19 protein-coding genes are annotated in these 24,654 nt (G+C 73.6%); 6 read left to right on the top strand and 13 right to left on the bottom strand.

Going from position 1 to position 24,654, the window contains the following annotated elements; genetic code table 11:
• Window positions 1-695: 695 nt before the first annotated feature.
• Window positions 696-2,516, bottom strand: a complete 1,821-nt coding sequence (locus KIT14_14180; protein MCW5891679.1) for a BamA/TamA family outer membrane protein — start codon at window positions 2,514-2,516, stop codon at window positions 696-698.
• 99 nt (window positions 2,517-2,615) lie between these two features.
• On the opposite strand from KIT14_14180, the gene KIT14_14185 reads away from it, so the two are divergent.
• Window positions 2,616-3,917, top strand: a complete 1,302-nt coding sequence (locus KIT14_14185) for a citrate synthase (protein MCW5891680.1) — start codon at window positions 2,616-2,618, stop codon at window positions 3,915-3,917.
• Between the two features lie 46 nt (window positions 3,918-3,963).
• Here KIT14_14185 and KIT14_14190 read toward each other — a convergent pair whose 3' ends face one another.
• The 9 genes from KIT14_14190 to KIT14_14230 all read right to left on the bottom strand — a co-directional run bounded on the left by KIT14_14190 (window position 3,964) and on the right by KIT14_14230 (window position 17,161).
• Complete coding sequence (locus KIT14_14190; GenBank protein MCW5891681.1) at window positions 3,964-4,584, bottom strand: inorganic pyrophosphatase; 621 nt, start codon at window positions 4,582-4,584, stop codon at window positions 3,964-3,966.
• A gap of 7 nt (window positions 4,585-4,591) precedes the next feature.
• Window positions 4,592-5,485 (bottom strand): patatin-like phospholipase family protein, encoded by an 894-nt coding sequence (locus KIT14_14195; GenBank protein ID MCW5891682.1) that lies wholly within the window; start codon window positions 5,483-5,485, stop codon window positions 4,592-4,594.
• Window positions 5,482-6,699, bottom strand: a complete 1,218-nt coding sequence (locus KIT14_14200) for a CoA transferase (GenBank protein MCW5891683.1) — start codon at window positions 6,697-6,699, stop codon at window positions 5,482-5,484. The genes KIT14_14195 and KIT14_14200 overlap by 4 nt, the downstream gene beginning before the upstream one ends.
• A 46-nt stretch (window positions 6,700-6,745) precedes the next feature.
• Window positions 6,746-7,975 (bottom strand): sensor histidine kinase, encoded by a 1,230-nt coding sequence (locus tag KIT14_14205; GenBank protein MCW5891684.1) that lies wholly within the window; start codon window positions 7,973-7,975, stop codon window positions 6,746-6,748.
• Between the two features lie 49 nt (window positions 7,976-8,024).
• Window positions 8,025-8,786, bottom strand: a complete 762-nt coding sequence (locus tag KIT14_14210; GenBank protein MCW5891685.1) for an SDR family oxidoreductase — start codon at window positions 8,784-8,786, stop codon at window positions 8,025-8,027.
• Window positions 8,787-8,790: 4 nt separating this feature from the next.
• A complete protein-coding gene (locus tag KIT14_14215) occupies window positions 8,791-9,903 on the bottom strand; it encodes an amidohydrolase (GenBank protein ID MCW5891686.1) in 1,113 nt (370 codons plus the stop codon).
• 103 nt (window positions 9,904-10,006) lie between these two features.
• Window positions 10,007-12,643, bottom strand: a complete 2,637-nt coding sequence (locus tag KIT14_14220; protein MCW5891687.1) for a DUF4215 domain-containing protein — start codon at window positions 12,641-12,643, stop codon at window positions 10,007-10,009.
• A 163-nt stretch (window positions 12,644-12,806) separates the two neighbouring features.
• Window positions 12,807-16,541, bottom strand: a complete 3,735-nt coding sequence (locus KIT14_14225) for a hypothetical protein (GenBank protein ID MCW5891688.1) — start codon at window positions 16,539-16,541, stop codon at window positions 12,807-12,809.
• Window positions 16,538-17,161 carry a hypothetical protein gene (locus KIT14_14230; GenBank protein MCW5891689.1) on the bottom strand — a complete coding sequence of 208 codons (624 nt, stop codon included), beginning with the start codon at window positions 17,159-17,161 and terminating at the stop codon, window positions 16,538-16,540. Before KIT14_14230 ends, KIT14_14225 begins: the two co-directional genes overlap by 4 nt.
• Before the next feature lie 176 nt (window positions 17,162-17,337).
• Between KIT14_14230 and KIT14_14235 the strand changes: the two genes are divergently transcribed.
• From KIT14_14235 to grxD, 3 genes are all read left to right on the top strand, one after another.
• On the top strand, window positions 17,338-17,709 hold the full coding sequence (locus tag KIT14_14235) for a prepilin-type N-terminal cleavage/methylation domain-containing protein (GenBank protein ID MCW5891690.1): 372 nt from the start codon (window positions 17,338-17,340) through the stop codon (window positions 17,707-17,709).
• 90 nt (window positions 17,710-17,799) lie between these two features.
• The gene (locus KIT14_14240; protein MCW5891691.1) at window positions 17,800-18,039 is read left to right on the top strand and encodes a BolA family transcriptional regulator; all 240 of its coding nucleotides are present in this window, start codon (window positions 17,800-17,802) and stop codon (window positions 18,037-18,039) included.
• Window positions 18,036-18,359 carry a Grx4 family monothiol glutaredoxin gene (grxD, locus tag KIT14_14245; GenBank protein MCW5891692.1) on the top strand — a complete coding sequence of 108 codons (324 nt, stop codon included), beginning with the start codon at window positions 18,036-18,038 and terminating at the stop codon, window positions 18,357-18,359. Before KIT14_14240 ends, grxD begins: the two co-directional genes overlap by 4 nt.
• Here grxD and KIT14_14250 read toward each other — a convergent pair.
• Window positions 18,356-19,009 carry a YdcF family protein gene (locus KIT14_14250; GenBank protein ID MCW5891693.1) on the bottom strand — a complete coding sequence of 218 codons (654 nt, stop codon included), beginning with the start codon at window positions 19,007-19,009 and terminating at the stop codon, window positions 18,356-18,358. The two genes, grxD and KIT14_14250, sit on opposite strands and share 4 nt — an antisense overlap.
• A gap of 95 nt (window positions 19,010-19,104) precedes the next feature.
• Between KIT14_14250 and KIT14_14255 the strand changes: the two genes are divergently transcribed.
• Window positions 19,105-20,082: a phosphotriesterase-related protein gene (locus tag KIT14_14255; protein ID MCW5891694.1), complete on the top strand. Its 978-nt coding sequence runs from the start codon at window positions 19,105-19,107 to the stop codon at window positions 20,080-20,082.
• Window positions 20,083-20,087: 5 nt separating this feature from the next.
• Here the strand turns inward: KIT14_14255 and KIT14_14260 are convergent, their stop codons facing one another.
• Both KIT14_14260 and KIT14_14265 read right to left on the bottom strand, forming a co-directional pair.
• Window positions 20,088-21,224 (bottom strand): thiolase family protein, encoded by a 1,137-nt coding sequence (locus KIT14_14260; protein ID MCW5891695.1) that lies wholly within the window; start codon window positions 21,222-21,224, stop codon window positions 20,088-20,090.
• A complete protein-coding gene (locus KIT14_14265) occupies window positions 21,221-21,634 on the bottom strand; it encodes an OB-fold domain-containing protein (protein ID MCW5891696.1) in 414 nt (137 codons plus the stop codon). Before KIT14_14265 ends, KIT14_14260 begins: the two co-directional genes overlap by 4 nt.
• Window positions 21,635-21,746: 112 nt before the next feature.
• On the opposite strand from KIT14_14265, the gene KIT14_14270 reads away from it, so the two are divergent.
• On the top strand, window positions 21,747-24,650 hold the full coding sequence (locus tag KIT14_14270; GenBank protein MCW5891697.1) for a DUF4215 domain-containing protein: 2,904 nt from the start codon (window positions 21,747-21,749) through the stop codon (window positions 24,648-24,650).
• Window positions 24,651-24,654 lie beyond the last annotated feature (4 nt).

Consider the following 24,654-nt stretch of genomic DNA (forward strand, 5'->3'; position numbering starts at 1 on the left):
CCGTCGGCGCGCAGCACGGAGCGCTGCGTGGCGAGCCGGAACCCGTCCAGCGTGATGCGCCCGTCCGCCGTGACGGCGACCCGGCCCGTGGCCTCGAGCGGCGACACGTCGACACCGGCAGGGCGGGCGGCCAGCCGCCCGACGTCGAGGGTGAGGTCGCCGCGCACGAGGAGCAGCGACGCGGCGACGTCCAGGTCGGTGAGGCCCTGCCAGCCGGCTTGGCGGCGGAGCGCGACGCGGGCGTCGTGCACCCGCACCTCGGGGAGGGCGATCGGCGGCGGATGCGAGCCGTCGTGCGCGTCGCCGTCCGCGGTGAGCCGCGCCCACGCGGCGGCGGGGTCGGGCACGCGCACCCGCGGCGACCACGCCGTGACGCCGCCGAGGAGCACCCGGCCGCGCGCCAGCGCCGCGAGCGACCAGCTGACGGCGATCCGCGGCACGCGCACCCGCGTGCCATCGGGGAAGTCGAGTCGCACGCCGCGCAGCTCGACGCCGTGGAGGAGCCGCGCGTCGAGACCGCCGATGCGCACCTCGGCCCCCGTGGCGGCGGCGACGACGGTGGTGAGCGTGCGGCGCAGGAACGCGCGGCCGCCGTCGGTGCGCAGCGCGAGCGCGACGCCGGCCAGGACGACGGCGACGAGCGCCGCCAGCGCGACCAGCGTGCGTCCGAGGAGGCGCAGCATCCATCCCATGGCTCAGAAGGTCTGTCCGACGCTCACGTACACCTGCCAGGCGGCGTCGTCGCCCCGCGGGTCGAGGGGGAAGCCGAGGTCGAGGCGGATCGGACCGACCGGGGAGATGTAGCGCGCCCCGACGCCGACGCCCACCTGCATGTCGTCGATGGGGAAATCGCCGCTCGCGCGGGTGACCTGGCCGGCGTCGACGAAGCCGGCCGCGCCGATCGTCTCGGTGATCGCGTGGCGGAGCTCGACCGAGGTGACGACGATGCTCTTGCCGCCGATGGGCTCGTCGCGCACGAGCGGGCCGACGCGCCGTCGCGCGTAGCCCCGGACCGAGCCCAGGCCGCCGGCGTAGAAGCGCTCCCAGATCGGCACCGCGGTGCCGCCGTACGGCTCGATGCTGCCGAGCCCGACGCGACTCGCGCCGACGAAGCTCCACGGCATCGGCAGGTAGCCGCGCACCTCTCCCCACAGGCGCACGAAGTCGGCGTCGCCGCCGAGGAAGCCGCCCACCGGCTCGACCACCGCGCTCATCGACACGCCGCGCGAGGGGTCGAGCAGGTCGTCGACGGCGTTCCAGTCGAGGCCGAAGCCGAGGGCGGAGATCACGGCCTGGTCGGGGGTCGCCCGCGGCAACGCCTTTTCGACGGGGAACGGCACGTCGGAAAGGAAGTCGAGCTCGGCGCGATAGAAGCCGAACACGGACAGCTTCGGCGTGACGTCCCATTCGAGGCGGGGCAGGCCGCGGGTCTGCAGGAGCGTGTAGGTGTCCTCGTCGAGCTGCTCCTGGGAGAGCGCCAGCCGCACGCGGCTGTTCTGCGTCGGGAAGTGCGGTTGGAGGAAGTCGGCGGTGATGGTGCGCCGCAGGAACGAGGCCCGCGCGGCGAAGCCGAGCTGGCGGGCGCCGCCGTAGAAGTTGTAGTCGCGCCAGGCGGCCAGCCCGCGCACCTCCTCGACGGTGTCGTAGCCGATGCCGAAGCGTACCTCGTGCTGCGGCGCCTCCATCAGGCGGACGTCCATGCCGACCTCGCGCGCCGTGCCGGCGTCCTCGACCAGTCGGACGCTCTGGAAGAGGCGCAGCGCCTCGAGCTGCCGCCGCGTCTTCTCGACGGCGACCTCGCTGAACGGCTCGCCGGGCGCGAAGCTGATCTCGCGGCGAACGACCTCCTCCTCGACGTCGCCGAGCCCGCTGACGGTGATCGGCCCGAAGACGCAGGCCGGACCCATGACGACGGTGTAGGCGACGCTCGCCTCGTTGGTCCGCACGTCGACGCGGGCTTTCTTGTCGACGGCGACGCGCGCGCGCGCATGGGTGCGATACCAGGCACGGAGCTGCGCGCGCATGCGGTCGTAGCGCTCCTCGGTGAAGACGTCGCCGGGCTCGAGGGCGAGGTCGGTCGGTTGCGGGCGCGGGACGGCGCCGTCCGGGTCGTCGGTGACGCGCACCGAGACGTCGGCGACGCGCACCGGCGGGCCCTCGTCGACGTAGATCACGATGCGCAGGACGTCGCCCTCGGCGGGCAGCTCCACGTCGTGTCCCACCTTGGCGTGGTAGTAGCCGCGGCTGCGATAGGTCGCGCGCAGGTTCTCGATGTCGTGCTCGAAGGCGGCCGGATCGAACGGCGGCCGCGGGCGCCAGAATGCGAACCAGCGCCGGGGCTGGGTCTGCATGACCGCACGCAGGTCCTTCGCCGAGACCTCGCCGGCGCCGTCGATGTCGAGCGAGCCGACGACCCAGTCCCGGCGCGGATCGAGCGCCTCGACCTGCACCGCGAACGCCGGACGCGGACCCAGAAGGAGGGCGAGCAGCCCCCCGGCGACGAGGAGCGCGCGCACGGGGCTCCTCTGCTAGCACCCGGGCTCCGGGGCGCAAGGGCCGACACGACTTGACCGCCTGCGCCGGAACCAAGACACTGCCGCTCGATCGGGACCCGTATGCCCAACGACACGCTGACCATCACCGACAACCGTACTGGCGCCACCTACGAGGTGCCGATCGAGGACGGCGCGATCCGCGCCACCGACCTGGCGAGGATCCGCGCGGCCGACGACGGCCCCGGCCTCGTCAGCTACGACCCGGCGTTCCAGAACACCGCGTCCTGCCGGAGCCGCATCACCTACATCGACGGCGACCGCGGCGTGCTGCTCTACCGCGGCTACCCGATCGAGCAGCTGGCCGAGCGCAGCACCTTCCTCGAGACGGCCTACCTGCTCCTGAAGGGCGAGCTTCCGACCACCGAGGCCCTGCGGGCGTTCACGCGCAACATCACGCTGCACACCATCGTCCACGAGAACATCAAGAGCTTCATCGACGGCTTCCGCTACGACGCGCACCCGATGGGCATGCTGGTCGCGACCGTCGGCGCGCTCTCGACGTTCTACCCGGACGCGAAGCTGATCCACGACCAGGAGAGCCGGCGCGTCCAGTCGCACCGCCTGCTCGCGAAGCTGCCGACGATCGCGGCGTTCTCGCACCGCCACGCCACCGGAATGCCCTACGCGTACCCCGACAACGACCTCTCGTACGCGGGCAACTTCCTCAACATGATGTTCAAGCGCACCGAGCTGAAGTACCGGCCCGACCCGGTGCTGGAGCGCGCGCTCGACGTTTTGTTCATCCTGCACGCCGACCACGAGCAGAACTGCTCGACCAGCGCGCTGCGCTGCATCGGCAGCTCGCAGGCCGATCCGTTCTCGGCCGTCGCCGGCGCGATCGCCGCCCTCTACGGGCCGCTGCACGGCGGCGCCAACGAGGCGGTCATCCGCATGCTGGAGCAGATCGGCTCGATCGACCGGGTGCCCGACTTCGTGCGCCGCGTGCGCGAGGGCGAGACGAAGCTCATGGGCTTCGGTCACCGCGTCTACAAGAACTTCGATCCGCGCGGCCAGATCATCAAGCGGCTCGCGCACCAGGTTTTCGCGGTGACCGGCACCAACCCGCTGCTCGACATCGCCCTCGAGCTCGAGCGGATCGCGCTCGAGGACGAGTACTTCCAGAAGCGTCGCCTCTACCCGAACGTCGACTTCTATTCCGGCATCATCTACCAGGCGATGGGCTTCCCCACGGACATGTTCCCGGTTCTGTTCGCGATCCCGCGCACGGCGGGATGGCTCGCGCAGTGGCTCGAGCTGGTGCAGGACGACGAGCAGAAGATCTCGCGCCCGCGTCAGCTCTACGTCGGCGCGGACCGCCGCGACTACCAGGCGATCGAGGGCCGGCGGCCGAAGGCCGCCTGAGCCCGGCACGCGGCGCGGCGCGGCCGTGCCGGCGTCGCGCCGGCGCTCACGGGAACCCGGCCCGGTAGTCGGCGAGCGCGCTCTCGATCACCTCGCGCGCCGTCTCGGCGCCGTAGACGTGGGTGATCTCGCACGGGTTCGGCGCACCCGTCGCGGGTAGCGCCTTGTAGGTGAGGAAGTAGTGCCGCAGGCGGTCGACCAGCGCCGGCGGCACCTCGGCGAGCTCGCGGATGTCGCCGTAGGCGGGGTCGTCGACCAGCACGGCGACCAGCTTGTCGTCGATCTCGTGGCGGTCGAAGAGCCGCAGCCCGCCGATCGGCCGCGCGCGCAGGATGATGCCGGCGTGGTTGATCGTGTGCTCGGTGAGGACGCAGATGTCGATCGGGTCGCCGTCGCCGGCGACGCCGGTGCGTCCGGTGGCCGCCATCGCCAGCTCGGCGACGCGCTCGCGGCACCACGTGCGCGGGATGAAGCCGTAGGGCGCCGGGCAGACGCTCGAGAACTTCTGCGGCCGGTCGAGCTTCAGGTGCCCGGTGATCTTGTCGACCTCGTACTTGACCGTGTCGGCGGGGACGAGCTCGATGAAGACGTTGACGATCTCGGGCGCCGTGTCGCCGGGGGCGATGCCGTGCCAGGGGTGGGCCTGCAGCTCGTTCGTGGTTCGCATGGGACTTTCAGGAGACGCTGCGGATGGTTGGCGGCGCCCCGGCGCGCGCCGCTTCGAGGCGGGCGCGCTCGGCCAGCGCCCGCTTCGCGTCGCGATAGCCGTGGGCCATCAGCATCCGGTTCTTGCGCGGGTGCGCGTGGAAGACGGCGAGCGGGCCGAAGCCGCTCCACTGCTCGGTCGGCTCGATGATGGTGACCGGCACGCCGTGGAAGCGGCCGTGCTCCATGAGCGCGTACAGGTAGCCCATGTTGCCGATCGTGCGCCACATGACGTCCATCACCCGCTGGACGAAGTCGACGATGGTGGAGAAGCGGCCCTGGTAGGGGAGCTGACTCGCGATCGGCGCCAGCAGGTAGATCTCCGTGGCCCCGAGCTGGAGCGCGCGCTCGAGCGGGATGTTCCACGCGAAGCCGCCGTCGACGTACCAATCGCCGCGCCACTCGATGGGCGGGAAGAGGAAGGGAATCGCGTAGCCCGCGCGCACCAGCGTGCGTAGCTCGCGCCAGTCGGCGCACTGGGCCTTGCTCACCATCTCGCCCTGGCCGCGCGAGAGGTTCAGCACGATGAACTCGAGCTCGAGCGGGCTGGCCAGCACCTCGCGGAAGTCGACGTGCTCCTCGATCGCCTCGGAGAGCGCGTCCATCGAGAAGAGCGACAGCCCCAAGAGCGGATTGTGGCGCAGGCTCGGGGACACGATGCGCGGCAGCGAGCGGAATCCGTGCCAGGCGCGCTCGAGCGCCGCGACGCCGCCCGAGGCGTACGCACAGGCGTTGATGACGCCGATCGAGCTGGCGACGATGGCGTCGGGGCGTATGCCCTGCTCGGCGAGGTAGCGCAGCGCGCCCACCTGATGGGCACCGAGCGCGGCGCCGCCGCCGAGGATGAACACGCGCTTGGTCACGCCACGACGCCGGCGTCCTTCCAGCGCCCGATGTCCTCCCAGCTGCAGCCCAGCTCGAGCAGGACCTCCTCGGTGTGGGCACCGGCGTCGGCGGCGGCGCTGCGGACCGCGGGCGGCTGGCCGCCGAACTGTACCGGGTTCGCGCACACCCGCACCGGGCCGTCGGCCTGCGGCGCTTCGAGCAGGTAGCCGTTGGCCTGCACCTGCGGATCGTCGGGCAGATCGAGCGGGGTCTGGAACGGACCCCAGATGCATTCCGTCGGCGCCAGGAGCTGGGTCCAGGCCGCCCGAGGGCGGGTCGCGAAATGGGCGACCAGCTCGGCGCGGATCGCCGCGTGCTCGCGGCTGCGCACCTCCGGCGTCGGCCAGCGCTCGAGGAGATCGGGACGCTCGATGGTGGCCGCGAAGAGCGGCCAGAAGCGCTCGGCCTGGAGCATCATGAGAACGATCGCCCTGCCGTCGGCGCACGGGTAGGTGCCGACGAGGGGGTTCGGCGCGCCCGGCATGTCGCCCGCCGACGGCAGCATGAAGCCGTAGAGCAGGGCGGCGGTGATGTCGGGCGACAGCACCCACATCGCGGTGCCGAGCAGCGAGACGTCGACCTCGCCGCCGACGCCGGTCCGCTCGCGCCGGAAGAGGGCGGCGGCAACGCCGCCGGCGATCGCCATGCCGCCGATGAAGTCGCCGAACGCCGGCCGTTGCTGGAGCGGCGGCTGGCCGGTCGTCGAGTAGCGGTCGGCGATGCCGCCCCGGGCCCAGAACGAGACGCCGTCGTAGCCGCCACGACGGGCGTCCGGGCCGCGGCGCCCCTGGCCGCTGCCGCGCGCATAGACGAGGCGCGGGTTCACCGCCCGCAGATCGTCCCACGTGAGGCGCAGGCGCTCGCGGGCGTCGTCGAGGAAGCTGGTGACGAACACGTCGGCGTCGGCGAGCAGCCGGTCGAGCAGGGCGCGTCCTTCCGGATGCCCGAGATCGATGCCGACGCTGCGCTTGTTGCGGCCGAGGTGCTCGACGAAGAAGTTACGCCCGGACGCACCGGGGATCAGCCCGGCGGTGACCAGCCCGCGGATCGGGTCGCCGAAGCGGGGGTGCTCGATCTTGACGACGTCGGCGCCCCAGTCGCCGAGGACGGTCGCCGCCGACGGCACGAAGCCCCAGTCGGCGACCTCGATCACCCGCACTCCGTCGAGCACCGCCGAGCCGGCATCAGGCATCGCAGCGACAGTAGAAGCGGCGGCCGGCGATGACAAGGCGCGGGCGTCAGCGCTCGGCTTCGAGCGGGAGCCAGACCTCGAGGCGCGCGCCGGGACCCTGGCCGCCATTGGCAGGCCCCATCTGCACCGTCCCACCGAGGGCACGCACGCGCTCGCGGATGCCGATGAGACCCACGCCGGCCCGCGCGGGGCCGGCGTGGCGTCCGCTGCGGAGGCCGACGCCGTCGTCCTCCACCTCGAGACGGAGCCGGTCGCCCTCGACGCCGAGCGTGACCTGGACGCTGCGGGCGCGCGCATGCCGGGCGACGTTCGTGAGCGCCTCCTGGGTGATGCGGTAGACCGCGGTCTCGACCTCGCGCGAGAGGCGATGCGGCAGCGTCGCGGCCGTGAAGCTGGTCAGCAGCTGCTCCCGATCGGCGAAGGCCTTCACGTGCTGATCGAGCGAGGGGACGAGGCCGTAGTCGTCCAGCACCGAGGGGCGGAGGAGCTGCGAGAGCTCACGGATCTGGGTCAACGTCTTCGAGGCGAGGCGGCGGGCCTCGGCGACGCGACCATGGAGCTCGTCCTCACGCGCGGGGAGCTGCTTCTCGACCAGCCAGAGATACGACAGCACCGCCGTGAGCGACTGCCCGAGCTCGTCGTGCAGCTCGCGCGACAGCCGGGCGCGCTCCTCTTCCTGGATCGACATGAGGCGCGACGACAGCTCCGTCAGCTCGCGCTGGCGCAGGTCGAGGCGCACGCGCACGCGGGCGAAGCCGACCGCGCAGGCGAAAGCGACCGCCACCCCGACCGCCAGCGCCGCGACCGAGAACGCGAAGGAGCCGTGCACCGGATCGGGCGGCGCGCGCAGGACACCGATGGCCGCATAGGCCGCGGTCAGGCCGATGCCGATCACGGTCGTGCGGCCCACCGACCAGAGCCCGAGCACGGCGCTGCCGACGAGCAGCAGCGTCAGCCCCATCGCCACCAGCGTCGGCAGCTGGGGCGAGACCCAGAAGTAGCCGAGCGTGCTCGCGGCGAGGACGAGGCTCAGGGCCACCCCGAGGGCGTCGGTGTGGCGTTCGCCCCAGGGGAGGAAGGTGAGGAGGAAGCCGCCGAGGACCGTCGCCGAGGTGACCCCGTAGAGCACCAGGTGTACGCCGAGGTCGTCGCGGTCGGTGTACGTCGTCTCGAGGGGCAGGAAGATGCAGTAGGCGAGGAGGACGATCGCCGAGGCGCCGCGGATGGTCGCGACGGAGACCGTGTCGTCCCGTGCCGGCGCAGCGTCGACGGCCATCGACGCGCCGTCTACCGCCGCCGCCGCCGGGCGACAAGCGGCGCCGGTGTCAGAAGGCGTCGGGGCGCAGCAGGGCGTCGCTGCCGCCGTCGACGAAAAGCACGCTCCCGCAGCAGAAGCGGGCATCCGGCCCGAGCAGGAAGGCGATCGCGTCGGCGACGGCGTCGGGTGTCCCGAAGCCGCCCGTGGGGATCGGGAAGCCGCGCACGGCGGGCCCCAGGACCGGGTCGGCCAGCGAGCCGTCGAGGAGAGGCGTCTGCACCGCGCCGGGGGCGACCGCATTGAGCCGCACGCTGCGGCCGGCCCAATCGGGGCCCGTGGCGCTGCGCCGCACCCAGCAGGCGAGCGCGCGCTTCGACGCCGCGTAGGCCGAAGCGCCGTGCAGCGTCGCGGCCGCCGTACGGGCCGCGTTCTCGTCGCCGGCGAGACAATGGTCGACGAGTGCGTCGACCGCGTTCGGCAGCGACGCGGAGTTGGAGGCGACGGCGACCGCCGCCGCCCCGGGGCGGCCGACGAGCAGCGGCCGCAGGCCCTCGAGGAGCTCCGCCGCGCCGAAGTAGTTGACCGAGACGAGCAGCCCGCGATCGGGCACGTGCGGGCCGAGCCCGGCGCACGCGACGGCGCCGGTGAGGCCCTGCGGCGCGAGCGCCCGCACCCCGTCGACCGCCGCGCGGCGGCCGGCCGGGGTGGCGAGATCGGCGCAGACCTCGGCATCGCCGAGATCGACGCCGATCACACGCGCGCCGTCGCAGAGGAGTCGCGCGCGCACGGCGGCGCCGATGCCGGACGCCGCCCCGGAGAGCGCGACGATCTGCTCAGGCGAGGCCGTAGAGACGCGCGCAGTTGCCGCCGGCGATGAGGGCGCGCTCGTTCGCCGGGACGTCCTTGAAGTGCTCCGCCAGCGCCTCGCGCGACTTCGGCCAGGAGCTGTCCGAGTGCGGGTAGTCGGTCGACCAGAGGATGTTCTGCAGCCCGGCACGATGCCGCTCGGCGACGCCGGCGAGATCCGAGATGAACGTGGCGTGACCCTGGCGGTACCAGTACGTGCTCGGCTTCTCGGTGAGGATCGACTTGGTCCAGAAGCGGTGCTTGTTGAAGGTCTGGTCCATGCGCTCGAGGAAGTAGGGGATCCAGCCGATGCCGCACTCGACGAGCACGAACTTGAGCTTCGGGTGCCGCGCCAGGATGCCGGTGAAGACCAGCGTCGAGACCGTCTCGCAGATCGAGATCGGCGCGATCGCGATGAAGGTCTCCTTCACGCCCGGCGTCGGGTTCTGGAACGTCGCCTGCACGTTCGCGTTGCGCGGGCCGACGATGTGGAAGGAGAGCGGCAGGCCGGTCTCCTCGATCGCGGACCAGAACGGCTCGTAGTCCTCGTGCCAGAGCGGCTTGCCGCCACGCTCGTCCGGGAACGGATCGCAGTGGAAACCGCGGAGCCCGAGCTTGGCGATGCGCCGGAGCTCGGTGATGCCCTCCTCGATGTCGACCAGCGGCACGTGCGCGAGGCCGATCAGGCGATCGGGAGCGGCCTTCGACAGGTCGACCATCCAGTCGTTGTAGCGCTGGACGATCCAGCGGCGCAGCGCCGCATCCTTCGGATACTGCGTGACGGGGCCGCCGAAGTAGAGGACCTCGGCGTCGACGCCGTCGATATCCATGTCTGCGAGACGGGCTTTCGGGTCGTACGAGCCCGGGCGCATGTCCTTGTAGCCGAGACCGTACGCCTTGAACTCCTCCGGCTTGCGGCCGGCGGAGGAGTCGAGGCCGATGGCCCCGCTGATCTGGGAGTCGACGATCCAGAAGTCGCCCATGTCGGTCGACTCGACGCGCGGCGCCCGGTCTTTGAAGGCAGCGGGCACCTCGCGTGTCCACAGGTCCTTCTCGGGGTTCACGTGCGAGTCCGCCGAGATGATGCGTTCCGTGGCCATGCGATCCACCTCCTGACGATCGACACGGGGATCTCCCCGAGTCGTCGCCGGTCTAACCGAGGTGTGCCGCGGTAATCAAGCGATCGCTCGATTTTTGCCGAGCTCAGAGCGTGAGGCCGCCGAGCGCACCCGAAGCCCCCGTGAGCGCCGCGCCGAGGGCAGACGCGACGTCGGCCGGGATCTGCTTGCCGGACTGCTTGCCGACGTACTTGCCGAGCGCCTTCAGCTGCTTCGTGGCCGCCTTGCGCGCCTTCACCGCCTTCTTGCCGCTGCTGGCACCGACCACGTCGACCTTCGTGCGGATGGCGCGGAGGCCCTTCGGCAGCTTCTTCGCGGCCTTCTTGCCGAGCTGGCCGCTCGCGCCGGCGACGATGGCAGCCGCGGTCTCGAGGCGGCAGGTGACGCTGCCGATGCCGACCTTCGGCACGTTCTCGCAGCCGGCGGCGTCGCTGCACGCGTCGTCGGTGCAGAGATCGCCGTCGTCGCACTGCGGCGCGGTGCCGGCGACGCAGCCGACCGCCGGATCGCACGTCTCGGTGCCGTTGCAGGCCTGGCCGTCGTCGCAGGCGATGGGCGTGCTGACGCAGCCGACCGCCGGGTTGCACGAGTCCTGCGTGCAGGCGTCGCCGTCATCGCACGACGGCGGGTCGGCGGGCGTGCAGATGCCGGCGATGCACGCTGCGTCGCCGCACTCGCCGAGCGGGGTGCAGTCGCCGTGCTCGGCGCACTGGATGCACGCCTCGGTCGACTCGGGCGTGCACAGCTCGCCCACCTCGCACACGCCCGCGAGGCAGGACGAGGGCGTCGTGCCGTTCGCGGCGCCGTCGTCGCACTCCTCGAAGCAGTCGATGGTGCCGTTGCCGCACTCCTCGGTGCGGCAGCTCGCGCTGCAGCCGTCGCAGGAGACCGTGTTGAAGTCGTCGCACTCCTCGCCGCACTCGACGACGCCGTTGCCGCAGCCCTCGATCTCGCAGAAGGCGTTGCAGCCGTCGCAGTTCGCCGTGTTGCCGTCGTCGCACTGCTCGCCGGGGTCGGGGTTGCCGTTGCCGCAGCCGGGCGGCGCCTGCTTCGCGCAGGCGGTGCTGCAGGTGAGCGAGCCCTCGGGTCCGTCGTCGCACTCCTCGGCGCACTCGATGATGCCGTTGCCGCAGGTCTCGACCTGGCAGGTCGCCGAGCAGCCGTCGCACGAGCTCGTGTTGGAGTCGTCGCAGCCCTCGAGGTTGTCGGTGATCCCGTCGCCGCAGACGTTGGTAGCGCGCGAGCAGTCGGCGGCGCAGCCGTCGCCGTCCTCGGTGTTCATGTCGTCGCACGCCTCGCCGGGGTCGAGGATGCCGTTGCCGCAGATCTGGCAGCGGCACTGCTCGGAGCAGGTCACGCCCTGACCGCAGACGCCCGAGAGCGCGCCGTCGCACTCTTCGCCCGTGTCGAGGAACTCGTTGCCGCAGCCGACGCCGCCGCAGGGGATGAGGTCGATATCCATGACCTTGGTGGCCGCGGGCACGATGCTGGCCCCGGTGGTGATGGGCTCCTTGGTGAGCCAGCGCAGCTCGTTCTGCTGGGTCGCCCGCATGGTGCCCGCGACGGTGAGCTGACCGCCGCTGCCGAGACGGATGCGCCCGCCGCTGCCGCGCGCGTCGACGACACGGCCGCCGGGCAGGGTGAGGTCGCACTGGGCGCGGATGTCGACCTCGCCGCCGCCGAACGCGTCGCTGCCGCGGGCGTCGATGTTGCCGAGCACGACCTTGCGGCTGGCCTCGATCTGCACGAGCGGCCCGGTGGTTCCGACGCCGACGGTGCTGCCGTTGATGCTGACGCTGCCGACCTGGATGAAGTCCTCGCCGGCGGAGATGTCGACGTCGCCGCCCGAGCCCGAGGGCCCGCCGCCGGTGACGTCGATGCTGCCGCTCAGCTCGACGCTGCCGGTGAAGGCGGTGACGGTGAGGTCGCCGCCGTCGCCGCCGAACGCGCCGCCGGCGCGGCCGGCGAGCCGCAGCGCGCCGGAGAGGGCCACGCGGCCGTCCACCGAGTCGATCTCGATGGTGCCGCCGGAGCCGTCGACGGCCTTCGCCTGGAGATCGAGGATACCGCCGAGGTTCACGTCGTCGTCCGCGACCACGGAGAAGGACCCGCCGAGATCCTGGCCGGTGAGGTCGATCTTGCCGCTGAGCGTCACCGAGGCGTCGGAGATCAGGTCGACGGCGCCGCCGCTGCTGAAGCCCTGCGCGCCGCCGGTCGCGGTGATGTCCCCCGTGATGACGATGTCGCCGGCGGTGATGGCGACGTCGCCGCCGCTCTCGTCGGCGGAGGTGGCCTTGGCGGTGATCTGCCCGTCGACCTGCACGCGGCCCCCGGCGGTGAGCGCCACACGGCCGGGGAAGGACGCGTTGACGTCGATCTTCGCGGCGTTGCTGCCCGCCTTCTGGATGCGGATGTCGTTCACCGCGTCGATGCTGAGAAGGCCGCCGGAGCCGACGAGGGCCGCGTTGGTCTCCATGATCACGCTGCCGGCGACGATGCGGAAGTCGCCGCCGCCGAAGTCGATCTTGGCGCCCTGCTTCAGCACCAGCGTGCGCGCGCCGAAGTCGAAGGTGACGATGGCGGGGCCGGGGATCGTCCAGTTCCCGGTCACGGTGCATGGGTTCGCGGCAGGCGCACACAGGTCGTTGGGCGAGTTCGCCGGTGCGGCGAACGCCATGGTGGCCGCGAGGACGAGCGGGGCAGCGAGCAGGACGCGGGTCATCGTGCGGCGGCAGAGAGCAACCGGCGTGCCCTGGAGCGGCGTGCGTGGCAGCGGCGCAAGGCCTGATCGTGCAAGGGCGAAATGGCCGCCTTGCGCTACGCCACGAATCGCATGATTGCAAGGCTCGGGCGCGCGCGCCCGGGCGCACGCCGATGAGTCGCAGTCAGCGCACGGCGCGGACGGCTCCCGAGGCGCCGTCGGCGTACCGCGCGAGTGCGGTGGCGAGCGCCGGATCGAGGCGGCGTCCCTGCGCCCGCGTGACGTTGCGGCCGAGCGCGCCCACGCGCTTCGTCGCCTTCGCCAGCTGCTTCTTGCGCTTGCCCGCCTTGGTCGTGCCCTCGGCCGCGCGCAGCGCCGCGCGCACCTTCGTGACCAGGGCGCCGAGCTTGCGCCGGACCTTCGGCGCCGCCGCCTCGGCCGGTGCCGCCGCGAGCGCCGCGGCGAAGCCGTCGAGCTTGCAGTGCACGGCGGCGAAGCCCGTGCGCTCCTCGTGCGTGCAGCCGACGACGTCGTCGCACGCGTCGTCGGTGCAGAGGTCGCCGTCGTCGCAGTTGGGCATGGTCCCCGCGACGCAGCCGCTCGTCGGGTCGCACAGCTCGGCCCCGTTGCAGGCGCGGCCGTCGTCGCAGGCGCGCGGCGTGTGCGTGCAGCCCGCGGCGCTCGGGCAGGCGTCGATGGTGCAGGCGTTGCCGTCGTCGCAGGCGAGCGGGGCGACGTCGACGCAGACGCCGCCCTCGCACGCCACGCCGCCGCAGCGCCCGAGCGGGTCGCAGTCGACGTCGCTCGCGCACGCGGTGCAGGTGGGCTCGGGTGCGTGCCGGCACTCGTTCAGATCGAGGTCGCAGGTGTCGGTGGTGCAGGCGTTGGCGTCGTCGCACTGGTTCGCGAGGCCGCTGCAGCAGCCGGCGCGCGCCTGATGCTGGCAGCCCGTTTCGGGGTCGCAGAAATCGTCGGTGCAGGGGTCGGCGTCGTCGCAGTCGAGCGGCGCCGCCGGCGTGCAGGCGCCGGCGACGCAGGTCGCGGGCTCGCAGAGGTCGCCGCAGCCGCCGATCTGGCCGACGAGCGGCGTGTGCGCACAGCGCCCGTCGCCGTCGCAGAGGTCGGCGGTGCAGGGGTCGGCGTCGTCGCAGTCCGACGCGGTCGTGCAGCAGGACGGATCCGGCGTCACCACGCAGCTCCCGTCGACGCAGGTCGCGAGCTCGCAGGCGCCCGCAGCGCACGGCCGGGTCGCACTGCAGCAGCCCGGCACGAGCACGCCGACACAGCCGCCCGGGACGCTCGGGTTGCAGCTGATCTCCGTGCACGGGTCCGCGTCCTGGCACACCGGCGGCGTGCCCGCCTCGCAGCCGCCGGCGGTGCAGGTCTCCTCGCCGTTGCAGGCGTCGCCGTCGTTGCAGGGCGTGCCCGGCAGACACGCGCCCGAGGTCGGGTCGCACACCTCGATGCCGTTGCACGGATCCCCGTCGCTGCACACGATCGGCGCTCCGGGCACGCAGACGCCGCCGCTGCACGTCTCGAGGCCGTTGCAGGCATTCTGGTCGCGGCAGTCGAGGTCGTCCTCGCACTCGGGCGCCGGGCCGCAGCCGCTGCCCGGCGTGCAGAGCTCGCCGGGAGCGCACGCGAGGGGCGTTCCCGGGCGACAGACGCCGCCGCCGCAGCGGTCGCCGGTGGTGCAGACGTCGCCGTCGTCGCAGACGGCGGTGGTGTTGGTGTGGACGCAGCCCGTGGCCGGGTTGCAGGCGTCGGCGGTGCAGGGGTTACCGTCGTCGCACGAGAGCGGCGTGTGCTTGCAGCCGAGCTGCGCGTCGCAGGTGTCGACGGTGCAGGCGTTGGCGTCGTTGCAGGAGAGCGTCGAGCCCTGGCAGAGCCCGTTCGTGTCGCACTTGCCGGTGACGCACGCGCTGCCGGTGTCGCAGGTGTTGCCCGCCTGCTTCAACGGGAAGACGCAGCCCGAGGTCTCGTCGCAGGTGTCGTCGGTGCAGGGGAACCCGTCGACGCACGACTGGCGGCGGCACTGCGGCGAGCACCAGGCGTCCTGGCCGCAGCGCGGGCCGGTGCCTGCATCGCAGGTCTCCGGCCACTCGGTCAGCCCGTCGCCGCAGGTCGGGCACGGCACGAGGCAGCCGGCCGGGGCGTTGCCCTGCGCACAGGCGACCCGCTCACAGCACGCGGCGCTCGTGCCGCCGCCCGGACAGGCGCAGGCCCCGAGGGCGGGCGTGACGACGCCGCCGGGCTCGATGCGGAGCCCGGTCTGATCTCCCGCCATCGGACGCACCGCGGTCTGCGTTCCGCTGCTCGTCAGCCGGCCCCACACGCGCACCAGCCGGCGGGCGACGATTTCGGTGCGCCCCTGGGCGTTGCCGCTGCCGTCGACCCGGCCGCCCGGGTCGATGGTCACGCCGCAGCCCTCGAGGCTGATGCGGCTCGGCGGTGCCGCGGTCGCGCCCGTGACCGTGACCGGCCCCTGGACGAGGAGGTCGCCGGGCTGGTCGTCGACGCCGGCCCGCAGGGTGACGTTGCCCGCCCCGCCGTTGCGCCCGCCGGAGGCCAGCAGCGTCATGCTCGCGCCCGTGCGCAGCTCGCCGCCGGCGGCGATGTCGATGTCGCCGCCGCCGCCGACGCCGGTGCCGGAGACGTCGAGGCGGCGTCCCGACGTCGGCACCAGGCGCACCGCGTTCAGCGCCGTGATGCTGATGCTGCCGCCGTCGTTGCCGCCGTCGGCGTTCGCGAGGCCGGCGGCGACGACGTTCTCGGTGACGACGACGTCGCGGCCCGCCTCCAGCGTGATCTCTCCCGCCACGGCCGAATCGCTGGCGAGCAGCTCGCCGGCGATCTCGACGTCGTGGAGCGCGCTCGTGATGGCGATCACGCCTCCGGTGGTGTCGTCCTTGCTCGTCCCGTTCGCGTTGATGCGCTTCTGCACCTGGACGCGCCCGGTCGCGGACAGCGTCACCTCGCTCGCCTGCGCCTGGGTCGGGGCGGCGAGGACGATCGTGCCTTCCGGGCCGGGCGTCTCGGCCGCCAGGGAGACCAGCCCTTCGCCGTCGACCGTGATGGCGGCGCCGTTGCGCTGGAGGCGCAGCTCGCCCGCGGTGGTGAGGAGGTCGACGGACCCGCCACCGGTGGCGACGATCTCGCCTTCGCCGAAGAGGGTCCCACCGGTGACGTCGATGGAGCCGCCCATCGCTCCGTCGATCGTCGTCGGCTGCTCGAAGCGCACGAGGCCACGCGCGCCGACGTCGATGATGCCCGCACGCGCGGCGAGCTTGCCGGCGCTGCCGCGCAGGCCGACGCCGCCGTCGCGCGCCTCGACGCGCACCAGGCCGCCGCTGCCGACCCCGTTGGCCTGGAGCTCGATGCGCACGTTGACGTCGCCGCGGTTGGCGTCGACGATGATCTCGCCGCCGCTCGAGCCGGCACCCGTGCCCTCGGCGACGATGCGGCCCTTGGTGAGATCGACCGCGCCGTCGGCGAACAGGGTGAAGGCGCCGCCGCCGCCCGGCCCCGAGAGGTCGATGCGGGCGTTGTTCTGGTCCATCAGGAAGGAGAGGGTGGTCTGCTGCGTGGTGTGGATGGTGAGACGACCGCCGGCCGCCGTGCCGGTCCCCTTGCCGTCGACCGCCGCGCCGACGCCGACGCTGCCGGCGCGCAGGACGAGGGTCCGCGGGCCAATGCGCAGGCCGCCGCTGATGACGACGTGGCGCGTCCCGAAGTCCATCTCGCACGACGGCCCCGTCGTCGTGATGAGCGCATCGAGGACGCATTGCTGGGCGCTGCAGCACTGGGCGTTGGCGAGAAGGGCGGTCGCGTTGCAGGCCTGGGTGATGGGACAGGCGGCCTCCGCCGTGGCGATCAGGGCGACGGAGAGCAGGGCGAGCACGGCGAGGGCGCGGGTCATCGGGCCTCCCGGTCCGCACGGCGGGTGCGGCGGCGCCCGTCGCGTCCATTGTCGGCGACCCGCCCGCCCTCGAGACGCGGCGGCCGTCCGCTCCGCGCGACACCGTCGCGGCCGTTGTCCTCGGCGACGCAGTCGATCAGCTCCGTGTCGTCGCCGCGGACGAGGAAGCCGTCGCGCCGGTTGTCGCGCGCGGCCACGGCGACGGCACGCGCGAGGGCGCCCGGGCCTGCCGACACGCCCACGTCGAAGCGCTCGACCCCGCCGGGCCCTGCGAGCACCACGCCGCCGCCGAGCACGCGCAGGCCGGTGCCGCGTCCGGCCCCGCGCAGCACGACGCCATCGAGCGTCACCGTGACCGGGGCGGACGCATCGATGACGAGGCCGTCGGTGGCACACGTGCCAACGGCGACGGGATCGTCGGCACGCAGACGCACGTCGCTGACGACGACGTCGCCGCACGCACAGCGTATCGCCGTGCCGCGACCGTCGACGTCGTCGCCGCAGCGGCGTGCCTCCGCCGGCAGGACACCGGCCGCCGAGACCAGCAGCGCGAGCAGGAGCGGGAGCGACGCGCGGCGCGGCAGGGGACGCCGCGACGACGCCCGGACGAGAGGACGCATGCGGGCGCGGACCCTAGCCGATGTCGGCCGATCTGGCCATCGCGAAGCGCATGGCGAGTCGGCGGGTTACGTCACGGCCGCGTCGCCCGAAGCGCCACCGCATCGACGCTCCGGGCGGAAAGCCCCGGCCGCGCGTGGATGGCCGGCTGGCACCTCGCTTGCAGCCGCGGAGCACCATGGCACGCAAGCAAGACAGCGGCGGTTTCACGCTGGTCGAGCTGCTGGTGGTCGTGTCGATCGTGGGGATACTGGTCGCGATCGCGCTGCCGAGCTTCGCCGGCCGCCAGGGCAAGGCATACGACGCGCGCGTCCAGTCCGATCTGCGCCGCGCGGCCGCGGGCCAGGAAGCCTACTTCACCGATCACTTCACGTACTCGAGCGACTGCAACGATCTGCCCGGCTTCGAAACCTCCGACGGCGTCGTCATCACCGACTGTGCCGGCGACGCGAACGGATTCACGCTCACCACCGACCACCCCCGCGCCACGCGAAGCTGCACCTGGTCGAGCGGCGGCTCGCCGTCGATGACCTGCGCCCCCAAGTCCTGACCCGACTCCCAGCCCGCCCACCCCGGAGCTGCCGCGCCGTCCCCCCCGGCGCGGCTTGCTCCACGCGGGCCCGGCGTGTAGCCAGGGCCCATGGTCGACCCCGACGAAGTCCACACGCGCATCGCGGCGGCGTTGCCCGGCGCGCGCGTCACGGTGGCGGACTCGACGGGCGCCGGCGATCATTTCGAGGTCCACGTGATCGCGGCCGCGTTCGCGGGCAAGAGCCTCCTCGAGCAGCACCGCATGATCTACGGCGCGCTCGGGGATCTCATGTCGCGCATCCACGCGCTGGCGCTGCGCACGGAGCCGGCCGGAGAGGGTGCCGCATGAGCGACGTGATCAAGGAGATCGAGCGCGAGATCACCGAGAACCCGGTGGTCATCTACATGAAGGGGACGCCCCGCTTCCCGATGTGCGGCTTCTCGGCCGCGACGGTCGAGGTGCTGAACGACCTCGGTGTGCCCTTCAAGGCCATCGACATCCTCGCCGAGCAGGACAAGCGCGAGGGAGTGAAGCAGTTCACGCAATGGCCGACGATCCCGCAGGTGTTCGTGGGCGGCAAGTTCATCGGCGGCTGCGACATCGTGCGTGAGATGCACGCCAAGGGCGAGCTCGCCGGCCTCGTGCGCGCCGCCGTCGACAAGGCCTAGCTCCCCGGCGTGACGCCGGCGCAGGGCGCGAGCCGCCCGCGCTCGCGCAGCCAGTAGTGCGCGAGCTTCTCCCACTCGCGCAGCACGTACTTCGCGGCGCGCCGATCGCGCCACCAGGCTGCGGCCGGGAAGGGATCGTCGGGGGTGGCCACGACGGCGATCTCGGTCTCCGCCGGCAGGAGGCGCCGCAGGATGAGCCGCGCCCGGCGCGTGTGCGCCGGCGAGGTCACCACGACGAGCGTGCGCAGGTCGTGCCCGCAGGCCCATCGTGCGATCACGCTCGCCTCGCTCACCGTACTGTCGGCGCGCGTCGGCAGGACGGTGAGCGCGTCGGCCGGGACGCCGAGCCCGGCGAGCGCACGGCCGAGGCGCTCGTGCTCCTCCTCGAGATGCACGCCCAGTGCGCGCAGGGTGTCCTCCGCGGGGTGCAGGCGCGTGCGCGTGGTCACGATGCGCGGCGCCACGCCGGCCTTCCAGAGGCGCGCGGCCTCGAGCGCCCGGTCCGGAACCGAGCCGGCGAGCACCACGATCACGTCGGCGCGCGCCGGCAGCGGATCGGCGACCACGAGGAAGGTCCCCGCGCCGCGCATGGCGAGGAGCGCGAGCCCGACGAGCACCGCCGTCCCCGCCGCCCAACCTCGCCAGCGCATCGCACGGGCAGCGTAGGAGCGGGTAGGGGAGACGGTCAAGCAGCGGTGCTGCGCGGGTGTTGACGGCGCGCGCGGCGCGCGGCTCTGCTGGCGCCATGGACGTCGTGCACACCGTCACCGGGCCCTGCGCGCCCGCCGAGCTCGGCGTCACCCTGATGCACGAGCATCTGATGGTCGGCTGGCCGGGTTGGGAGGCCGAGGCGCTCGCCGATCGGGGACAGCGCCGCGAGTTCCAGCGTCGCTGCGTCGAGCGCCTCGCCGAGTTGGCGGCGCTCGGCGTGGGCACCCTCGTCGATCCCTGTCCCATCGATCTCGGCCGCGACGTCGAGTTCACCGCCGAGGTCGCGCAGCAGAGTCGCGTGCGCATCGTCTTCGCGACGGGCCTCTACAAGGAGGACCAGGGCGCCGCGCCGTACTTCAAGTTCCGCCGCCAGTTCGGCGACGCGGTGGGCGAGATGACGGCGCTGTTCGTGCGCGAGCTGACGGAAGGCGTGGGCGACACCGGGCTGCGCGCCGGCATCATCAAGGTGGCCACCGGGGCGCACCGGATCACGCCCTACGAGGAAGCGGTGCTGCGCGCGGCGGCACGCGCCCACGGCGCCACGGGGGCGCCCATCACGACCCATACGGACGAAGGCACGATGGGCCCCGAGCAGCTCGCCATCCTCGAGGAGGAGGGCGTCGATCCGTCGGCGGTGGTCGTCGGACACTCGTGCGGCGCGAGCGACGTCTCGTACCATCTGCGCATGCTCGACCGCGGCGCGTACCTCGGCTTCGACCGCTTCGGCCTCGAGCTGCTGCATCCGGATCGCGAGCGGCTCGCGGTGCTGATCGGGCTCCTGGGCGTGGGCTTCGAGCGCCAGCTCGTGCTGTCGCACGATACGGTCTGGTGCTGGCGTGGGCGTGCGCCGACGCTGCCGGCGGAGCTGCTGACCCAGTGGCGGCCGACCTACGTGCTCGACACCATCGTCCCGCGCCTGCGCGACGCGGGCGTGCCGGAGGCACGCATCCAGGCACTGCTGGTCGACAACCCGCGCCGCTACTTCGCCCGCGCCGGCACCGCGCGCTGCTGAGCGCGTCAGCCCGCACGCAGCACGACGACGCAGGCGTTCGCGCCGCGGCCGACCGTGTGCGCCAGGCCGACCCGGGCGTCCGCGACCTGGCGCGCGCCCGCCGCGCCGCGGAGCTGCCACGCCAGCTCGACGATCTGCCCGAGCGCGGAGGCGCCGAGCGGCTCGCCCTTCGACAGCAGGCCGCCGCTGGGATTCACCGGCAGCCGGGAGCCCATGCTGCCGCCGCCGCCGCGCACCCAGGCGCCGCCGCCGCCGCGTGGGCAGAGACCGAGCTCCTCGGCGGACAGGATGTGACGGGCGGCGTCGGTGTCCTGGAGCTCGACGACGTGGAGGTCCGCGGGACCGACGCCCGCCGCCTCGTAGGCGACGCATGCGGCCATCTCGCTCGGGGTCGGGCTGGCGTCGTCGGCGAGCCCGGCGAGCGGGGTGTGCTCGCCGAGGACCGAGCCGGGCAGATGCGAGCGCAGGACCGCCGCGAGGACGCGCACCGGCGGCGCGTCGCCCGGCCGCGACGAGAGCACGACCGCGGCGGCGCCTTCGTTCGGCGCGCACAGCATGAGCAGGCGCAGCGGATCGCACACGAGCGCCGACGCCAGCACCGCCTCGGCGCCGATCGGCTTGCGGTACATGGCGTACGGGTTGTGCACGCCGTGGAGATGGTTCTGCACCGAGACCGCGGCGAGGTCCTCGGCGCGCACGTCGCTCTCGCGCATGAGACGCTGGGCGCGCAGCGCGAAGTACGCCGGCGTCGCCGCGAGACCGGCCTCCTCGCGCCAGGGCTCGAAGAAGCTGGAGCGGATCATGCCGCGGGGCATCTTCTCGAGTCCGAAGACGAGCGCCGTGTCGCAGGCGCCGCTGGCGATCTGCGCGCTCGCGAGCGCGAGCGCGGCGCCGCCGCTGGCGCAGCCGGCCTCGACGTTCACCGTCGGGACGCCGGACAGCCCGAGCGCCGTCAGGACCTTGTGCCCCGTCGCCACGCCGCCGTAGACCGAGCCGCAGAACGCGGCCTGGAAGCCGCCGCGCCCGATCGCCGCCTCGGCGAGCGCGCGCTGCACCGCCACCATGCCGAGCGCGGTGAGGCTGGCGTCGGGGAAGCGGCCGAAGGCGTGCAGCCCGACGCCGGTGACGTAGACCGGCCTCACGCCTCCCCCTCGGGCGCAAACGCCCACGCTTCGACGGGCGTGCCGTCGTCGTCCGCACAGAGGGTCTCGACGACCAGCCGCATCGGCTGCCCGGCATGCAGGTGCCCGAGCCGCGTCTCGGTGAGCCGGGTGACGACGCGGAGCCCGATCCGATCGAGCTCGACCACCCCGAACCCGTACGGCAGCGTGCCGCGATAGCCGGGCGGACGGGTCGTCACCACCGTCCAGAGCCAGAGGCGGCCCGTCGGGCCGACCGGCTCGGCCGCCGCGCCGTCGGCCCCGCAGTACGGGCACACCGGGCTGGCGGGGAAGTGATGGCGGGCGCAGGAGCGACAGCGTCCCGCGAGCAGCCGGGCGCCGTCGGACGCGGCGACGAAGAGATCGGGCGCGACGGGGCGGGCATCCGACATGGCGCTCCCTACGAGCGCCCCGGCCATGACGTCAAGCGCCCGCCCGATGGTCGCAGATGGAAACGGAAATTTCTCGTCGCCGGCCGCACGCCGCTGTGCTAGCGGAGCGCCCATGTCCACCTCCGGCGCCGGCGCGACGCCTCGGGCGGCCGCACGGCGCCTGGCGCGTCTCTTCCTGCTCGCGTGTCTCGTCCCGGGTCCGATGGCGCACGCCACCGTGGCCGGCGACCTCTGCGCCCCGGCGGCGGATCCCTGCGTGATCGAAGGCACCCGGACGTTCACCGCGGGCTCCGTCGTGGACGTCGGCGCGCGCACGCTGGAGGTGGCGGCGTCGGCCCGCGTGACGCTGCCGGCGGGGACGGCCGTGCTGCGCGCGGGCAGCGTCCGCCTGCGTCCGGGCGCGCGTATCCAGGCCGGCGCGGACGGCGCCGCGCTCACCATCGAGGCGGCGGGCGACGTCGAGCTGCAGGCGCTCGGCAGCGTGCGCGCGCGGATCGACCTCTCCGGGACCCTCGTCGCCGGCGACCTCTCGATCGTCGCCGGGGGAACCGTGCGCCTCGACGGCGACGTCGCCGCCAGCGCGCCCGGACCCGACGGCTTGCCGGGCTACGTCACCATCGACGGCAGCGGCGACGTGCTGGCCGGCGGGGGCAGCATCGTCGTGCGCAGCGGCGCCACCAGCGGCGGCGGTACGGTCGAGATCTCGGCGGCCGGACGCCTCGCCCTGGGCGCCCGGGTCGACGTCTCCGGGGGGGAGTTCGGCGGCGGCGCGATCACGCTCGAGGGCGGCAGCGACGTCGCGGTCACGGCGGCGCTCGACCTGAACGGCGGTGGTGCCTACGGCGACGGCGGCGTGCTCGATGCGACCGCGGTGGCCGGCTCGCTCCAGATCCTGGGGGCGATCAGCGGTCGCGCCGCCGGCAGCAGCAGCGAGGGCGGTGGGCTCGGTGCGGACGTGACCCTCGTCGCCGGGCAGGGCGTGACCGTGTCCGCGGCGGTCACGGTGACGGGCGCGAGCCCGGACGGCTCCGGCGGCTCGTTCGTGGTCGACGCGGGGGCGAGCGCGCTGGTGACGGCGACGGTTCTTGCCGGTGCGAGCGGAGCCGAGTCGTGCGGCGGTGAGGTGGACATCCGCGCCGGGCGCGACGTCACCCTCGGTCGCGTCGACCTCTCCGCCGGCGGCTGCGGCGGTGGATTCTTCGCCGTCGACGCGCTCGGCACGGCGTCGCTCACGGGCCTCGTCTCCGTCGACGGCGCGACCAGCTTCGGCTCCGGCGGTCTCGTGACCATCGGGGCGCCGACGGTCAACGTGGGCGCCGTGGTGCGCGCCAGCGCGCCCGACGGCGGCTTCGGCGGCGCCATCGAGGTCGCCGGCTGCACGATCGGCATCGGCGCCGCGGGCGAGCTGCGCTCGAACGGCCTCGGCGCGCAGACGGAGATACGTGCGAGCGGCCTGGCCACCATCGCGGGACGGCTGTCGGCGACGGGCGGCCGTAACGTGCTCGCGTACCGTGACCCGGCGCTCGCACCGGTGGTCACGGGGATCGTCAACCCGGCGACGGTGGCGGTGCTCGCCCCGGACCTGCCCCCGTGCCCGCCGAGCGGCGCCGTCTGCGGCGACGGGGTGCCGGCGGGCGCCGAGCAGTGCGACGACGGCAACACGCTCGCCTGCGACGGCTGCAGCGCGAGCTGCCGCCTCGAGGCCTGCGGCAACGGCCGCGTCGAGTGCGACGAGGAGTGCGACGACGGCCCGCAAACCGGCCTGCCCGGGAGCGCCTGCGACGCAAGCTGCCGCGTCATCCCGTCCGCGGGCGGCGTGCAGTGGATCCCGGGGGGCCGCTCGCGCAACGCGTGCCTCCTCGAGTGGGCGGTGCGCAACCCGGCGGCGCCGATCGAGGACGGGTTCCCGTCGCCCGCGCAGCGCTGCATCGACGGCGATCCCGCCTGCGACGCCGACGGCGCCAGCGACGGCACCTGTCTCTTCCAGGTGGCGGCGTGCCTCGCGGCGGACGACCCGCGTCTGCCCGCGTGCCAGCCGGCCGGGGTCACGAACGTGACCCTGAAGACGCCGAACCCGCTCAAGGTGACGGCGGCGGCCGACGTCGCGCGGGCCGCCGCGCTCGTGCAGGCGCTCGCCGCGCTGGGCGTCACGGTGAAGGGCGGCAGCAACGTCGTCGTTCCCGGCGCGCCGGTGCTCGGCCGCGACCGCTGCACGGCGCCGGTTCTGCTGCCGGTCCCGCATGCGCCGGGCGCGGCCGCGACGGTGTCGCTCGAGGTCGCGGCGCAGTCGAGCGCCGGCGGCCGCATGCGGCGCAACGCCATCGACCTGGTGTGCGAGCCGAACCGCGCCGTCTGCGGCAACGGCACGATCGAGCTCGGTGAGCAGTGCGACGACGGCAACACCGCCGCGTGCGACGGCTGCTCGCCCGCCTGCCGCACGGAGAGCTGCGGCGACGCCGTGGTCGCCTGCGGCGAGGAGTGCGACGACGGCGCCGCGAACGGCACGCCGGCGAGCGGCTGCACCGCCGCGTGTACGTTCGTCGTGCCGGCGCTGCGCATCCCGGGCGGCGGCTCCAAGGCGACCGACTGCCACCTCGAGACGGCCGTCGCGCTCGCCGCGCCGGCCACGGACCGTACGGGACTGCCGTCGTCGAAGCAGACGTGCCGCGACGGCGATCCGGCGTGCGACCTCGACCCCGCCCCGGGCTCGTGCGCCTTCGCCACCTGGGCCTGCGTCGGCGGTGCCGATGCGCGGCTCGGCTGCGCGGCGGCGCAGATCACCAGCCTCGAGGTCCGCCGGCCCACGAGCCGCGACGGCGGGGCGCTCGCCGCGCTGCGCGCCGAGCTGCTGGACCATCTCGGTGGCTACGTCCCGGCAGGGCCCGGCGAGGTGTGCAGCCACCGCATGCTGCTGCACCTGCCCGCCGACAAGCGCTGGGCGAGGGTGCAGCTGCGCACGCGCGACGCCGCCGGCCGCTCGGACACCGACACCTTGCGGCTGCGCTGCGTGCCCTGAGCGG

This window comes from bacterium, assembly GCA_026129405.1.
In the GTDB taxonomy this organism is placed as follows: Bacteria; Desulfobacterota; Binatia; order DP-6; family DP-6; genus JAHCID01.

What these genes read in the sequence shown, in the direction of transcription:
- KIT14_14185 (MCW5891680.1), top strand. Translation starts at nt 2,616, where the DNA reads ATGCCCAACGACACGCTGACCATCACCGACAACCGTACTGGCGCCACC.
- KIT14_14190 (MCW5891681.1), bottom strand. Translation starts at nt 4,584, where the DNA reads ATGCGAACCACGAACGAGCTGCAGGCCCACCCCTGGCACGGCATCGCC.
- KIT14_14200 (MCW5891683.1), bottom strand. Translation starts at nt 6,699, where the DNA reads ATGCCTGATGCCGGCTCGGCGGTGCTCGACGGAGTGCGGGTGATCGAG.
- KIT14_14205 (MCW5891684.1), bottom strand. Translation starts at nt 7,975, where the DNA reads ATGGCCGTCGACGCTGCGCCGGCACGGGACGACACGGTCTCCGTCGCG.
- KIT14_14215 (MCW5891686.1), bottom strand. Translation starts at nt 9,903, where the DNA reads ATGGCCACGGAACGCATCATCTCGGCGGACTCGCACGTGAACCCCGAG.
- KIT14_14220 (MCW5891687.1), bottom strand. Translation starts at nt 12,643, where the DNA reads ATGACCCGCGTCCTGCTCGCTGCCCCGCTCGTCCTCGCGGCCACCATG.
- KIT14_14225 (MCW5891688.1), bottom strand. Translation starts at nt 16,541, where the DNA reads ATGACCCGCGCCCTCGCCGTGCTCGCCCTGCTCTCCGTCGCCCTGATC.
- KIT14_14230 (MCW5891689.1), bottom strand. Translation starts at nt 17,161, where the DNA reads ATGCGTCCTCTCGTCCGGGCGTCGTCGCGGCGTCCCCTGCCGCGCCGC.
- KIT14_14235 (MCW5891690.1), top strand. Translation starts at nt 17,338, where the DNA reads ATGGCACGCAAGCAAGACAGCGGCGGTTTCACGCTGGTCGAGCTGCTG.
- KIT14_14240 (MCW5891691.1), top strand. Translation starts at nt 17,800, where the DNA reads ATGGTCGACCCCGACGAAGTCCACACGCGCATCGCGGCGGCGTTGCCC.
- grxD (MCW5891692.1), top strand. Translation starts at nt 18,036, where the DNA reads ATGAGCGACGTGATCAAGGAGATCGAGCGCGAGATCACCGAGAACCCG.
- KIT14_14250 (MCW5891693.1), bottom strand. Translation starts at nt 19,009, where the DNA reads ATGCGCTGGCGAGGTTGGGCGGCGGGGACGGCGGTGCTCGTCGGGCTC.
- KIT14_14255 (MCW5891694.1), top strand. Translation starts at nt 19,105, where the DNA reads ATGGACGTCGTGCACACCGTCACCGGGCCCTGCGCGCCCGCCGAGCTC.
- KIT14_14265 (MCW5891696.1), bottom strand. Translation starts at nt 21,634, where the DNA reads ATGTCGGATGCCCGCCCCGTCGCGCCCGATCTCTTCGTCGCCGCGTCC.
- KIT14_14270 (MCW5891697.1), top strand. Translation starts at nt 21,747, where the DNA reads ATGTCCACCTCCGGCGCCGGCGCGACGCCTCGGGCGGCCGCACGGCGC.